Annotated in this window: 12 protein-coding genes and 1 pseudogene; 8 read left to right on the top strand and 5 right to left on the bottom strand. The window is 73.6% G+C overall.

Features of this window, described 5'->3' with window-relative positions; all coding sequences use genetic code 11:
* Positions 1-189, top strand: a pseudogene (locus tag ACFYS8_RS33725) (electron transfer flavoprotein subunit alpha/FixB family protein); the annotation flags it as partial.
* 77 nt (positions 190-266) lie between these two features.
* On the opposite strand, the gene ACFYS8_RS33720 reads toward ACFYS8_RS33725, so the two are convergent.
* Positions 267-1,640, bottom strand: a complete 1,374-nt coding sequence (locus ACFYS8_RS33720) for a S8 family serine peptidase (protein WP_387648653.1) — start codon at positions 1,638-1,640, stop codon at positions 267-269.
* A gap of 294 nt (positions 1,641-1,934) precedes the next feature.
* Here ACFYS8_RS33720 and ACFYS8_RS33715 point away from each other — a divergent pair, with 294 nt between their 5' ends.
* The 4 genes from ACFYS8_RS33715 (at position 1,935) to ACFYS8_RS33700 (ending at position 6,239) form a co-directional block, all read left to right on the top strand.
* Positions 1,935-3,353 (top strand): acyl-CoA synthetase, encoded by a 1,419-nt coding sequence (locus ACFYS8_RS33715; protein ID WP_387648650.1) that lies wholly within the window; start codon positions 1,935-1,937, stop codon positions 3,351-3,353.
* Between the two features lie 120 nt (positions 3,354-3,473).
* Complete coding sequence (locus tag ACFYS8_RS33710) at positions 3,474-4,505, top strand: NUDIX domain-containing protein (RefSeq protein WP_387648647.1); 1,032 nt, start codon at positions 3,474-3,476, stop codon at positions 4,503-4,505.
* A 108-nt stretch (positions 4,506-4,613) separates the two neighbouring features.
* Positions 4,614-5,330, top strand: coding sequence for a DUF4184 family protein (locus ACFYS8_RS33705; RefSeq protein ID WP_387648644.1), 717 nt, complete (start codon positions 4,614-4,616; stop codon positions 5,328-5,330).
* A gap of 6 nt (positions 5,331-5,336) precedes the next feature.
* Positions 5,337-6,239, top strand: coding sequence for an aminoglycoside phosphotransferase family protein (locus ACFYS8_RS33700; RefSeq protein WP_387648641.1), 903 nt, complete (start codon positions 5,337-5,339; stop codon positions 6,237-6,239).
* Positions 6,240-6,357: 118 nt separating this feature from the next.
* On the opposite strand, the gene ACFYS8_RS33695 is transcribed toward ACFYS8_RS33700, so the two are convergent.
* Entirely contained in the window at positions 6,358-6,903 is a 546-nt protein-coding gene (locus tag ACFYS8_RS33695) for a carboxymuconolactone decarboxylase family protein (protein ID WP_387648638.1), read from the bottom strand.
* 370 nt (positions 6,904-7,273) lie between these two features.
* On the opposite strand from ACFYS8_RS33695, the gene ACFYS8_RS33690 reads away from it, so the two are divergent.
* The gene (locus ACFYS8_RS33690; RefSeq protein ID WP_387648680.1) at positions 7,274-8,488 is read left to right on the top strand and encodes a geranylgeranyl reductase family protein; all 1,215 of its coding nucleotides are present in this window, start codon (positions 7,274-7,276) and stop codon (positions 8,486-8,488) included.
* A gap of 150 nt (positions 8,489-8,638) precedes the next feature.
* On the opposite strand, the gene ACFYS8_RS33685 is transcribed toward ACFYS8_RS33690, so the two are convergent.
* Positions 8,639-9,151 carry a SigE family RNA polymerase sigma factor gene (locus ACFYS8_RS33685; RefSeq protein WP_387648635.1) on the bottom strand — a complete coding sequence of 171 codons (513 nt, stop codon included), beginning with the start codon at positions 9,149-9,151 and terminating at the stop codon, positions 8,639-8,641.
* 82 nt (positions 9,152-9,233) lie between these two features.
* Positions 9,234-10,034: a hypothetical protein gene (locus ACFYS8_RS33680; RefSeq protein ID WP_387648632.1), complete on the bottom strand. Its 801-nt coding sequence runs from the start codon at positions 10,032-10,034 to the stop codon at positions 9,234-9,236.
* 195 nt (positions 10,035-10,229) lie between these two features.
* Here ACFYS8_RS33680 and ACFYS8_RS33675 point away from each other — a divergent pair, with 195 nt between their 5' ends.
* Positions 10,230-10,868 carry a hypothetical protein gene (locus tag ACFYS8_RS33675; RefSeq protein ID WP_387648630.1) on the top strand — a complete coding sequence of 213 codons (639 nt, stop codon included), beginning with the start codon at positions 10,230-10,232 and terminating at the stop codon, positions 10,866-10,868.
* Between the two features lie 7 nt (positions 10,869-10,875).
* On the opposite strand, the gene ACFYS8_RS33670 is transcribed toward ACFYS8_RS33675, so the two are convergent.
* Positions 10,876-11,862 carry an ArsR/SmtB family transcription factor gene (locus ACFYS8_RS33670; protein WP_387648627.1) on the bottom strand — a complete coding sequence of 329 codons (987 nt, stop codon included), beginning with the start codon at positions 11,860-11,862 and terminating at the stop codon, positions 10,876-10,878.
* Positions 11,863-11,943: 81 nt separating this feature from the next.
* On the opposite strand from ACFYS8_RS33670, the gene ACFYS8_RS33665 reads away from it, so the two are divergent.
* Positions 11,944-13,203 carry an MFS transporter gene (locus tag ACFYS8_RS33665; protein WP_387648624.1) on the top strand — a complete coding sequence of 420 codons (1,260 nt, stop codon included), beginning with the start codon at positions 11,944-11,946 and terminating at the stop codon, positions 13,201-13,203.
* The last annotated feature ends 17 nt before the right edge of the window (positions 13,204-13,220 follow it).

Here is a 13,220-nt window from a genome sequence, read left to right as displayed (position 1 = left end):
CTGTACGTCGCGGCGGGCATCTCCGGCGCGATCCAGCACCGCGCCGGCATGCAGACCTCGAAGACCATCGTCGCGGTCAACAAGGACCCCGAGGCGCCGATCTTCGAACTCGTCGACTACGGCGTCGTCGGCGACCTGTTCGCCGTCCTGCCCCAGCTCACCGCCGAGGTCAAGGCCCGCAAGGGCTGACCTGTCGAGGCTGAACTGCGGCGCGGCCCCCGGGAGTTGATCCCGGGGGCCGCGCCCTTTTCGGGTGGGGCCGGGTGTCAGCGGCCGGCGAGGGTGCGCACGAAGCGGTTGGCGTCGATGGTGCCGAGGCCGGACGCCAGGTCGTAGCCCTTGACGGCCTTGTAACCGGTCACGCCGTTCCAGGAGTTGTCGCTCTCGGAGACGTCGGTGATGCCGCTCCACTGCGGGGGCAGCGCGGCCATCGCGTACAGGCGCGGGTTGAGCTGGCCGAGGCGGTGCCCGGCGAGCTGGTTGGCGAGCGCCACGATGCCCGAGAAGATCGGGGTGGCCTCGCTGGTGCCGCCGGTCAGGTGCCAGCCGACCCGGGTCGGGTCGTAGGACTCGTACGTCCAGGCGGCGCCGTCCACGGCCGCGCTCATCGAGATGTCCGGGGTGCCGCGGTGGTTGCCGGTCACGTTCGCCACGCCCGCCTGGTACCAGGGGCGGTCGAAGACGCCGGAGGCGCCGCCGCCGGCCGCGCCGTAGTCGTCGTGCCAGACCTTGTCCGGGGCGGTGCGGTTGCCGTTGTTGTCCAGGGTCAGCTGGGTGCCGCCGATCGAGGTGATCAGCGGGTCCGAGGACGGCCAGGAGTTGACCCGGTACGGGTACAGGTCGGTGCCGTTCTCCATCGCGTCGGTGGCGCCGTTGTCGCCGGAGGCGCCCAGGACGGTGACGCCCTTCGCGGCGGCGAACTTGAAGGCGTACCGCAGGCTCTCGATGGACTTGAAGTCGCCCTTGTCGAAGCCCGGGAAGGTGTTCTCGGTGGCGCCGAAGCTCTGCGAGATCACGTCCACGTCGCGGTGCTGCATGATCGACTTCTCGGCGTCCATCATCTCCGGCAGGCCGGTGACGCCCTCGGTCTCCGCGACGCCGGTCTCCACCAGCACGATGTGCGCGTCCGGGGCGACGGCGTGCGCGTACTCGACGTCCAGGGTGGTCTCACCGGCCCAGCCGGTGTGGTCCGGGTTGGACGGGTCGAACACCGGGACGTTGCCCCACTTGACCACCTCGACCTGGGTGTCCGGGATGCCCCACTGCTTGTCGAACACCTCCAGGTCGTGCTGGATGGTCGGCGAGCCGAACGAGTCGACGATCACGATGGTGCGGCCCTTGCCCGTGACGCCCTGCTGGTACAGCGGGTTCAGGTTGTAGGCCTGGCGGTACTGGAGCGGCGAGTAGCAGTGGATGCCGATCTGCGACACGCAGTCCGACGTCGATATCGGCGCGGTCCGGCCGACCGCGTCGATGTGCCCGGCCGAGGCGGGGCGCAGGTGGAAGGCGGCCGGAAGGTGCAGGTCGGCCGCCGTCCGGGCGGTCGCGGTGGCGCCGGTCAGGGCGGTGGCCCCGACGGCGAGCAGCGCGGCGGCACGCAGCGCGTTCGAGCGTCGGGGACCCGCGGTGGCGGGGTGCATGCCCAAGGAGACTCCTCGAAGAGACGGTTCCCGGCCGTACCGGTCGGGGCGACCCCTATCCCACCGGGCCCGGCGGGGCCGGGCCATAGTCCGAGACGGGCGGTCGGGATGGTTCCGATCGGCCACCGGATTCGGTAAAGGAAGTGGAGAGAATCGGTAACGCCCCAGCTCAGCACGGGCGATGACGCGCCGCCAGGCGAACGGCGCCGCAGGTGTACTCCGGCGGCCCCGGCTCGTAGAGTCGGGCGGCATGGGACAGCTGAAGGCACTGGGCGATGTGTACGGGGTGACGGCATGGGGCTGCTGACGGCGCTGGACGGCGGGTACGGCGACCGCGCGGACGCGGTGGTGGTGGACGGGCGGGCGCTGTCCCGGGAGGAACTGCTGGGTGCTGCCGGGGCGGTCGCCGAACGGGTCGCCGGGGCACCCGCGCTGGCCGTGCTCGCCCGGCCCGAGGCGGAGACGGTGGTGGCCGTGGTCGGCGGACTGCTGGCCGGCGTCCCCGTGGTGCCGCTGCCGCCCGACTCCGGGCCGCTGGAACGCGCCCACATCCTGCGCGACAGCGCCGCCACCCTGCTGGCGGGCACCCGGCTGCCCGAGGACACCGAAGGGCTGACGGCCCTTCCGGTCCGGCTCGACGACCGGCCGGGCGGGACGTGGCGGCCCGCCGCCGACGACCCCGACCGGACCGCGTTCGTGCTCTACACCTCCGGCACCACCGGCGCCCCCAAGGGCGCGCTGATCCCGCACCGCGCCGTCGCCGCCGGACTCGACGGACTCGCCGACGCCTGGCAGTGGAACGCCGACGACACCCTCGTCCACGGCCTGCCGCTGTTCCACGTGCACGGCCTGGTGCTCGGCGTGCTCGGCGCACTGCGCACCGGCAGCCGCCTGGTGCACACCGGCCGGCCCACCCCCGCCGGGTATGCCGCCGCCCGCGGCAGCCTCTACTTCGGCGTCCCCACCGTCTGGTCGCGGATCGCCGCCGACACCGGCGCCGCCCGCGAGCTGGCCGCCGCCCGGCTGCTGGTCTCCGGCAGCGCCCCCCTGCCCGTCCCCGTCTTCGAACAGCTGCGGCGGCTCACCGGCCAGGCCCCCGCCGAGCGGTACGGCATGACCGAGACGCTGATCACCGTCGCCACCCGCGCCGACGGCGAACGGCGGCCCGGCGCGGTCGGCGTGCCCCTGCCCGGCGTCCGCACCCGCCTGATCGGCGAGGGCGGGCAGCCGCTGCCGCACGACGGCGAGAGCGTCGGCGACCTCCAGATCCAGGGCCCCACGCTGTTCGACGGGTATCTCGGACGGCCGGAGGCGACGGCCGAGGCGTGGACCGCCGACGGCTGGTTCCACACCGGCGACGTCGCCGTGGTCGAACCCGACGGCTTCCACCGGATCGTCGGCCGCGCCTCCGTCGACCTGATCAAGAGCGGCGGCTACCGGATCGGCGCGGGCGAGGTGGAAGCCGCGCTGCGCGACCACCCCGGCGTCGCGGACGCCGCCGTGGTGGGCGCCCCCGACGAGGACCTCGGGCAGGTGGTGGTCGCGTACGTGGTCGCCGGGCGGACCGACCTGGCGGAGGGCGAGCTGGTCGACTTCGTGGCGCGGCGGCTGTCCGTGCACAAGCGCCCCCGGCGCGTGGTGCTGGTCGACGACCTGCCGCGCAACGCCATGGGCAAGGTGCTGAAGAAGCGGCTGCTCGAACCGGACGCGTAGGGCCTGTCCGGCCGGTCCTTTCAGGGCGGCGGGGAGTGGGTACCACTGGGATGGCGTGGGGGCCCGGGCCCCGCGCTGCCCGGCGGACCGGCCGGGCGGCCACGGAGGGGCAGGGATACTGTGATCGTCTGGGTCAATGGGGCATTCGGTGCGGGCAAGACCACCGCCTGCCGGGAGCTGACCGGGCTGCTGCCCGGAAGCGTGCTGTTCGAGCCGGACACCGTCGGGACGCTGCTGCGCGCCACCCTGCCGCCCGGCCGCCTTGCCGAGGTGACCGACCCGCAGGAGCTGCCCGCGTGGCGGCGACTGGTCGCCGAGACCGCCGCCGCGCTGGCCGAGGAGGCGACCGGCCCCGTACTCGTCCCGATGACGCTGCTGCGCCAGGAACACCGCGACGAGATCTTCGGCTCGCTGGCCGGGCGCGGCCTCCCCGTCCACCACGTCGTCCTCGACCCCGTCGAAACGATTCTGCGGGCCCGGATCGGCACCGGGGACGCGGCTCTTCGGGTGCGCAGCCGGGAGGCGCTGCCCGCGTACCTGATCGCGCGGGGCTGGCTGGCCGGGGACGCACGGATGATCGACAACAGCCTGCTGACACCGCAACAGACCGCCGAGCGGATCGCCGAAGTGGTGCGCAGCGGCGCCGCGCGCTGTCCGATCGTGCGCACCGAGGGCGGGAGCGGAGACACCGTCGCCGCCGCCGTCCTGCTGTTCGACGACCGGGACCGGGTGCTGCTGGTCGACCCCGCGTACAAACCGCACTGGGAGTTCCCCGGCGGCGTCGTCGAACGCGGCGAATCACCGACCGCGGCAGCCGTTCGGGAGGCGGCGGAGGAACTCGGCCTGCGACTGCGCCCCGAGGAACTGCTCCTGCTCGCCGTCGACTGGGAACCCGGGGCGGGCGGCGGCCGCGGCGGCCTGCGGCTGGTCTACGACGGCGGGCGGCTCGGTCCGTCCGAGGTGCTGCGGCTGCGCCTGCCGACCGGGGAGCTCCGGGACTGGCACTTCGCCACACTGCGGGAAGCCGCGGAGATGCTGCCGGCCACTCGGCTGCGCCGGCTCGTTGCCGCGCTGGAGGCGCGCGCGGAAGGCGAGTTGCGGTACCTGGAGGGCGGGCGGCGGGCGGCGACGGGGGCTGCGCCCGCGCGATGAGAGGCCTCGCGGGGCGGCTGCCGGCGGGTTCGGCGGGCGCTCGGGGGGCGGAGGCCGGGACTGCGCGTTGACGGGTCGGGCAGGGGTGGGGGCTGGGAGGATGCGGGCATGCCGTTCACGTTGAGTCATGTCGCGGCCGTGCTGCCCGGGTTGCGGAGTGCCCGTCGGAAGGGGGCGCTGGTGGCGGCCGGGCTGGTGGCCGGGGCGATGGCGCCCGATGTGCCGTTCTTCGCCGAGTCGGTGCTGCCCGGGGTGTACCGGCACGGCGATCTGACGCACCGGTGGTGGGCCGCCGGGACGCTCGATGTGGCGATCGGGGCCGGGCTGGTCGCCGCCTGGTACGGGGCATGGCGGGGCCCGGTCGGCGAGGCCGTTCCCGGGGCGTGGACGGACGTCGTGCCCGAGGGGCGCCCGGCGGCGGGCGAACTCGCGCTCGCCGCCGGGGCGGTGGCGGCCGGCGCGGTCAGCCACCTGGTCTGGGACGCGTTCACCCACCACGGCCGGGCCGGCGTCCGGGTGCTGCCCGTGCTGGAACGGCGGGTCGGCGGCGTTCCGCTGTACACCGGCCTGCAGTACGGGACTTCACTGCTCGGCCTCGCCCTGCTGGCCCGGCACGCCGGGCCCTGGCGCTCCGCCGACCGCCGCACCGCCGGGCTGCTCACCGCCGCGACGCTGCTGGGTGCGATCGAGCGGGTGCGGCGTGGCGAGCGCGGCGTCGTGGACGAGGCGTGCTTCGGTGGCGGCGCGGGGCTGGCGGTCGGGGCGGCGCTGTTGGGTGCGGCGCGGGGCTGCGAGGTGGCGGGCAGGGGCGTGCAAGTACCGTGACTGCGCATGACCGAAGCCGAGATCGAGATCAACGAGGGCCTGGTTCGCGAGCTGCTGCGGGAGCAGCATCCGGATCTTGCCGGGTTGCCCATTCGTGAGGTGGCGGGTGGGTGGGGCAATCAGATGTGGCGGCTCGGGGGTGAGTTGGCGGTTCGGGTGCAGCGGATGGACAGCGGTCCGGAGTCGCAGCTGAAGGAGCGGCGGTGGTTGCCGGGTCTCGCCGCGCGGTTGCCGTTGCCGATTCCGGTGCCTGTGCGGGACGGGGTGCCGTCGGGGCGGTTTCCGAAGATCTGGACCGTCATGACGTGGGTGGAGGGCACGCCGCTGGATCACGGCGTGATTACCCGGGGCGATCACGCGGCTGATGCGCTGGCGGGCTTCCTGAAGGCGTTGCACGTGGCGGCGCCGGCGGAGGCGCCGGGGTCGTCGGACCGTGGGGGGCACCCGGCGGAGTGCACGCAGGGGTTCGAGTACTTCCTGGGGGCGGTGGATCTCGGCGGCCGGTTCGCCGAGGGCGAGGTCCGGGCGGTGTGGGAGGACGCGGTTGCGGCTCCGGGGTGGGACGGGCCGCGGGTGTGGGTGCACGGTGATCTGCATCCGGCGAACGTCGTTGTCGCGGACGGGACGCTGGCGGGCGTCGTCGACTTCGGGGATGTCTTCGCGGGGGATCCGGCCTGGGACCTCGCGGCGGCCTGGCTGTTGCTTCCGGAGGGTGGGGCTTCGCGGTTCTTCGACAGGTACGGGCAGGCGGACGAGGGGTCGGTCCGGCGGGCGCGTGGGCTGGCCGCGATGAAGAGTCTGTTCCTGATGCTGATGGGGCAGAACGGGGATCGCGGCCTGCCCGGCGGGAAGTCGAACTGGGGGCCGGCGGGGCGGGCGGCGCTCGACCGTGTCCTGCGGGGGCTTTGACGCCGGCACAGGTCGATGGACGGGGGCCGAACTGGAGCGGTCCCTCGGCAAGTTGTGAGGTGGGCCGCCGCCCGGGTGGGCCGCCGCCCGGGAGGGTGTCCGGGCGGCGGGGGAGGGGTTATTCGCCGGGCTGGGGGAGGTAGCCGTGGTCGGAGAGGTGGGCGCCGATCATGCGGTACGTCTCGGGGTCGTCGGGGGTGAGGGCGGCGAGGCCGTCGACGTACCGGTTGTACATGCAGAACGCGGCGGCGATCAGCACGGTGTCGTGGATGGTCGCGTCGTCCGCGCCGACGGCCCGGGCGGCGGCGATGTCCTGCTCGGTGACGGACAGTCCGCTCTCGGCGACCTTGCCGGCGAGCTGGAGAAGCGCCCGCATCAGGTCGGAGACGGGGGCGGTGGCCAGGTCGTTCTGGACGGCGTCGACCAGGGCGTAGTCGCCGTCCAGGCGGTGCGCGGCGGTGGCGCCGTGGGCGGCCGCGCAGTAGCGGGTGCAGTTGAGCGAGGAGACGTAGGCGGCGATCAGTTCGCGTTCGCCGACGGACAGCGGGGATTCGCCGCGCAGGATCTGTTCGGCGAGCTCGCTCAGGCGGAGGCCGGACGCGGGGTTGAAGGAGAGCAGGCCCCGGATTCCGGGGTGGGGGGCGGGGAGCTCGATATGCGGCATGGCCCTTACTGAACCGGTTCGGGAGGTCCTTGGCAAGCCCTTGACCTGCGGTTGTGCCGTCACAGCGGGTAGGCGGCGGGCCGGTTGGGGGCGCGTCCTCCGGCCGTCGTCCGGCTGTCTTCCAGCTGCTGTTCGGCCGGTGTTCGGCAAGGGCGGGTCCTGGCCGGAGAGCCGGGTGGGCAGATTAGGATGGGCGACCGTGACTGACACCGGTAGCACCCAGGACCTGGACCCCGTCGAGCCGGTCGCGGCCCTTGCCGACGACGCCGGTGACGGACCGTTGGACGCCGTGGCGGACGAGCCGTCGGAGCCGTCGGACGAGCCGTCGGATTCGTCGGACGAGGCGTTGGACGTTGCGTCGGCGGAGAGCGTGAGCACCGACGCGGAGGCGGACGCCGAGAAGACGGCGCTGCTCGACGAGGTGTGGGACGTGGTCGTGGTCGGCGCCGGACCGGCCGGATCGTCGGCGGCGTACGCGGCCGCGACCCGGGGCCGGCGGGTGCTGCTGCTCGACAAGGCCGAGCACCCCCGTTACAAGACCTGCGGCGGCGGCATCATCGGCCCGTCCCGGGACTCGCTGCCGCCGGACTTCAAGCTCCCGCTGCAGGACCGGATCTCGGCCGTCACCTTCGCGCTGAACGGCAAGTGGACCCGCACCCGGCGCTCGAAGCGGATGCTGTTCGGCGTGGTCAACCGCGACGAGTTCGACCTGCGCCTGGTGCAGGCCGCCGAGCAGGCCGGCGCGGTGCTGCTCACCGGCGTCACCGCGACCGGCGTCGAGCAGCAGGGCGGCGACAGCCGCACCGTGTTCGTGACGCTGGCCGACGGCCGTCGGGTGGAGGCCCGCGCGGTGGTCGGCGCGGACGGCTCCGCCAGCCGGATCGGCCGTCACGTCGGCGTCAGCTTCGACCAGATCGACCTGGGCCTGGAGGCGGAGATCCCCGTCCCCGACGCGGTCTCCCGCGAGTGGGCCGGCCGGATCCACCTGGACTGGGGCCCGCTGCCCGGCTCGTACGGGTGGGTGTTCCCGAAGACCGACTCCGGAACGCTGACGGTCGGCGTGATCTCGGCGCGCGGGCAGGGCGAGCAGACCAAGCAGTACCTGGCGGACTACATCCGGCGGCTCGGCCTGTCCGGGTTCAAGCCGCTGGTGGAGTCCGGGCACCTGACGCGCTGCCGGGCCGAGGACTCGCCGCTGTCCCGCGGCCGGGTGCTGGTGGCCGGCGACGCCGCCGGGCTGCTGGAGCCGTGGACCCGCGAGGGCATCTCGTACGCGCTGCGCTCGGGCCGGCTGGCCGGTGAGTGGGCCGTGCAGGTCGCCGAGGCGAACGGGGCGGCGGACGTGCGGCGGCAGGCGCTCAACTACTCGTTCGCGATCAAGGCGGGCCTGGGCGTGGAGATGCGGGCCGGCAAGATCATGCTGGACTCGTTCGAGAAGCGGCCGCACATGTTCCACCTGGCGGTCTCGCTGATCAACCCGGCCTGGCGGGCGTTCGCGCGGACCACGCAGGGTCACACGACGTTCGCGCAGATCATGCGGGACCACCGGGCGGCGCGGAAGTTGGCGTCGGTCGCGGGACGTTGAGGACACGCGTCCGCAGATTGACGTGGTCCTGGGTCCGCCCGGGGAGGGGAGAGCCCTTCCTCGGGCGGATCTTTCTGTCGGGCGCCTTCCGTTTCGCGCAGTTCCCCGCGCCCCTGGCGGGGCGCGGGGGGTCGGGGACGGGGCGAAGCCTCAGGAAGCGAAGAGGTCGGCGCGGTCCTCGCCGAGGTGGGCCCGCAGGGTAGCCAGGGCGCGCATGCTCTGGGTCTTCACCACGGAGTTGCTGACCCCCACCATCTCGGCGGTGGCTTCGACGGTGTGGTCCTCCCAGTAGCGCAGCAGCACGATCGCCCGGTCCCTGGGGGTGAGCAGCGCGAGAGCGTCGATCAGGGTGAGCCGGATGTCCGCCGAGGCGCCGTGGTGGCCGGTGTCGGGGGCCCGGTCGGGGATCTGATCGACGGCCACCTCGCCGGTGCTGCGCAGGCGCTTGTGGTCGAGCAGGCTGTTGAGCAGGACCTTGCGTGCGTAGCCGAACGGGTCGAGGTCCCGGCGGGTGATCCGCGGCCAGGCGAGGTACATCTTGGTCAGCGTCGTCTGGGTGAGGTCCTGTGCCAGGTGCCAGTCGCGGCACATCAGGTAGGCGATCTGGCGCAGCCTGACCGCCCCGGCCTCGGCGAACGCGGTGAACTCTGCTTCTTTCCGCACCAGTGATGCTCCCCGATCGTGCGTGCGATGGATTCCCGGCAGGGAGTGCGGCCCCGGAGGCCCGGGGCCGCACTGGGGCAGGTCAGCCGATCTGCGGGAGTGCCGGGAAGCGGGCGGCCGCGGCCGCGCCCTGGGCGGGGGTCATCATGTTGTGGAAAGCGGGGTTTCCGGCCAGTTCGGCGGCGGCCTCCTCGGTGAGCGGGACGACCCCGGGCAGGTTCGCCTTGCCGTCCCAGGCCAGGCAGCTGGCCATCTGCACGGTGACGGCGGTGCCGTCGGCGTGGCGGACGGTGACCACGGTGTTCTGGATGCAGTTGTCGTCCACGTGCTGGACCCGGACCTGCTGGCCGTACTTGTCCCGGTGGCAGCCGTCGCTGGTCGAGCACTTGGCGTCGGGGGACGCGGTGCCGACGAAGACCCGCATCATGCCCAGGCCCTTGGGAGTCCGGACGTTGACCTGGGCGAGCGGGACGTCGGCGGCGTACTTGTCGTGCGCCTCGGTGGCGTCATTCGCCGCGTATCCGCTGGTCTCCAGGCCGGCGGGCAGCGAGTCCAGCACCGTCGAGAGCACGGCCGCGCCGCTCACCCGGACCAGGGCGCCGGACGCCGCCGGCGACGGGGTCGAGGCCGCGGAGGCGGCCAGGGCGGGCGCGCCGCCGGCCGCCGGGCCGACCAGCCCGTTCCCGCCACCGGCGCCGTGCAACTGGCCGCCGACCAGCACGGCGACGGCCGCCATCGCCAGCGCCGACCCGGCCACCTGCCCGACCGTCCGCACCCGGCGGGCACGGCGGCCCTTCCTGGTCGCCTCCGCCACCACGTCACCCAGGGGCGGCGGCGTCAGCGCGGTCAGTTCGTCACTCAGGTCCGTACGGAAGTCCTTCATTCTCTGACTCACCTTCTGTCGTCATCTGCGCACGCCGGCCATGCGGACCCGCTCGAACGCGGCTCTGAGCTCTACACGGGTGCGGGGATGCGCGCGGTCACACGAAGGAGCTGCCGTTACCCAACCGTGATGTACCGGAAGGGAGTTGACGACGGGATCCGCCGGTTGTCGGTGCCGGCTGGCAGCATCCTCGGCATGGGACTCGACGTGATGGTGGGGGCGCTGGTCGGCGCCGAGGACGACGTGGCGGAGTGGTTCCGCGCGGAGTGCGTGACGATCCGCGCCGTGCTGGAGCGCGAGGGCCTGCCGACCTGGCAGGAGCCGGAGGCGGGGCCGCGGTTCAGCGACCGCGTGTGGGGGTACTCGGGGCTGCACACGCTGCGCCGCGTCGCGGCCCACCTGGCCGCGAAGGGGCAGCTGCCCGAGCCGCTGGCGGAGGACGAACGCGCCACCGACGACCGGGAGTTGGAGGAGGCGTACTACGACATCCCGGACGACCCGGCCGGCCCGTTCGACCACCTGATCCACCACTCCGACTGCGAGGGCTACTACGTGCCCGTCGACTTCGGGCCGGTGCTGATCGACGAGGAGCTGTCCGGCGGGATGCTCGGGTCCTCGGTGCGGCTGCTGGCGGAGCTGAAGGTGGTGGCCGCTGCGCTCGGTCTGCCCGAGGAGCTCGACCCGCACTCGGACGAGGTCACCGCCGTGCTCGACGGCGAGGACCCGGCGCCCGAGGGCTGGAGGCGCTACGGCACCGAGTCGTTCATCTGCCTCCTGCTGATGCGGGCGGCCCGGCACTCGGTGGAGACCGGCGCGGTCATGGCGTTCTGCTGACGAGGTCTCAGGGCCCGAGGAGCTGTTCGGCGAGCGGGCTGCGCGCGTACAGCACCCGGCGGCCGTGCCGGGCGCGGGTGACCAGGCGGGTGGCGTGCAGGACGGAGAGGTGCTGGCTGACGGCGCCCGGGGTGACGCCCAGCCGGACGGCCAACTCGGTGGTGGCGGTGGGTTCTTGGAGCAGCGTGAGCAGGCGGGCCTTGGGCGTGCCGAGCAGCTGTTCCAGGGCCTGCGGCGCGGGCGGCGGGTCGGCGGGGCCGGTCAGGTTGCCCTGGCCGCGCGCCAGGTAGCTGATCGACGGAGTGAGGTCGGGGCCGATCGCGGTGATCGCGCCGCGCGCGAAGCAGGTCGGCAGCAGGGCCAGGCCGCGCCGGTCCACCACGATGTCCAGGTCGCCGTAGCCCCAGTTCCGGTCGATGGTCAGCACCCCGTCCGTCCAGTGCAGCCGGTGGTCGAGGTCGGCGAACAGGCCGGCCGCGCCGCGTTCGGCCAGCACCCGGGCGCGGTGCACGATGTCGGCGTGCAGCACCGAGCGGGCGCGCGGCCACCAGTTGGGCTCCAGCACCCGCGTCCAGTACTGCTCCAGGGCGTCCGCGATCAGTTGGATCAGCTCCGCCGGGCGGTCGTCGTAGGCGGCCAGCAGCGGCGGTATAGCGCGGTCGTGCGGCAGGAAGGTGATCTCCAACTCGCGCCGCAGCCGGGCCGGTTCGAAGGAGCGGACGACGGCCAGCTCGGCCGCGAAGTCCGGGAACGGGACGCTCGGGCGGGGCGTCATGAAGTCCGGCACGTACTTGTTGCTCGCCACCAGGGCGCGCAGCAGCGGCGCCGCCGGCAGTGCCTCGAAGGCCGGGCGCATCGCCTCGAACGCGGCCCCGTGCGGGTACTGGCCCGGGTGCGTCCACATCCGCAGGCTGAGCACCGTCTCCTGGAGCGGCGAGCAGGTGAAGTACGTGCCGGCCAGATCGGCCAGGCCCAGCCGGAACCGCAACGTCATGGTGTGCCCCCGTCCGGGCCGTGGATTCAGACCCGGGCTAAATCAATACCATGAGCGCTCCGTACCCGGTCTGATCGGATCATGACCGCCACTGAAGTCGCGGCCGACGAGGCCGCGTTGCCCAGCCATGCCCCCAGCCGGTTCGCCCGGCTGCTGCCCCAGGACCCGGTGCTGCGCCGGCTGTCCGTGATCACCCTGATCAACACGGCCGGCAACGGCCTGTCGATGACCCTGTCGGTGCTGTTCTTCACCCGCATCCTCGGGTTCGGGGTCGCGCAGGTCGGCGTGGTGCTGACCGTCGCCGGGGCGTTCGGGCTGGCGGCGGGCATGCCGGCGGGCTGGCTGTCCGACCGGTTCGGGCCCAAGCCCGTGCTGGTGGTGCTGCTGGTGGCGCAGGGGGTGTGCTCGGTCGGGTACGTGCTGGTGCACGACCTGGCGGTGTTCGCGGTGCTGGCCTGCCTGGTGGCCGCCACCGACCGGGGCGGCATGGCAGTGCGCGGCGCGCTGTTCGCCGAGGTGCTGCCGCAGGACGGCCGGGTGGCGGGCCGGGCGTACCTGCGCTCGGTCACCAACATCGGCATCGGGCTGGGCACCGTCGCCGCCGCTGCGGTGCTCCAACTCGACAGCCGGGGCGCGTACTTGACGGCGCTGCTGTTCGACGGCGTGACGTACGGCGTGATCGCGGTGATGTACCTGCTGATGGTGCCCGTCCCGCGGCGCAGCGCCGAGCAGGCCGCGCAGGCGAAGGCCGAGGGCGGGATGCTGGCGGTGCTGCGGGACGGGCGCTACCTGGCGGCGACCGGCCTGAACGCGGTGATCACGCTGCAGTTCGTGATGATCGAGGTCGGCGTGCCGCTGTGGGTGGTGCGGGAGACCGACGCGCCGCGCTGGATGGCGGCCGGCGCGCTGCTGGTCAACACCGTGCTGGTGATCGCCCTTCAGGTGCGGGCCACCCGGGGCACCGAGGAGATCGGCGCGGCCGCCCGGGTCTTCCGGCGCGGCGCGCTGCTGGTGGCCGGCTCCTGCGCGGTGCTGGCGCTGGCCGCGGGCCTGCCCGGCTGGGTGGCGGCGCTGGTGATCTCGGCCGGCGTCGGACTCCAGGCGCTCGGCGAGGTGTACAGCCAGGCCGGTGCGTGGGCGCTGGGCTACGACCTGGCGAAGGAGCACTCGCAGGGCGCCTACCAGGGCGTGTTCAACACCGGCATGTCGGGCGCGATGATGTTCGGCCCGGTGCTGATCACCTCGGTGGTGATCGCCAACGGGACGGTCGGCTGGCTGCTGCTGGGCGCGCTGTTCGCCGCGGCGGGCTTCGGGATGACGCTGGTGGTGCGGCGGCGCTGAGTTCTTTCCGGGGCTGC

Source organism: Kitasatospora sp. NPDC004615, assembly GCF_042873545.1.
In the GTDB taxonomy this organism is placed as follows: Bacteria; Actinomycetota; Actinomycetes; order Streptomycetales; family Streptomycetaceae; genus Kitasatospora.
Note: the sequence above shows the minus strand (reverse complement) of the source record. Positions and strands in the feature narration are given on the sequence as shown.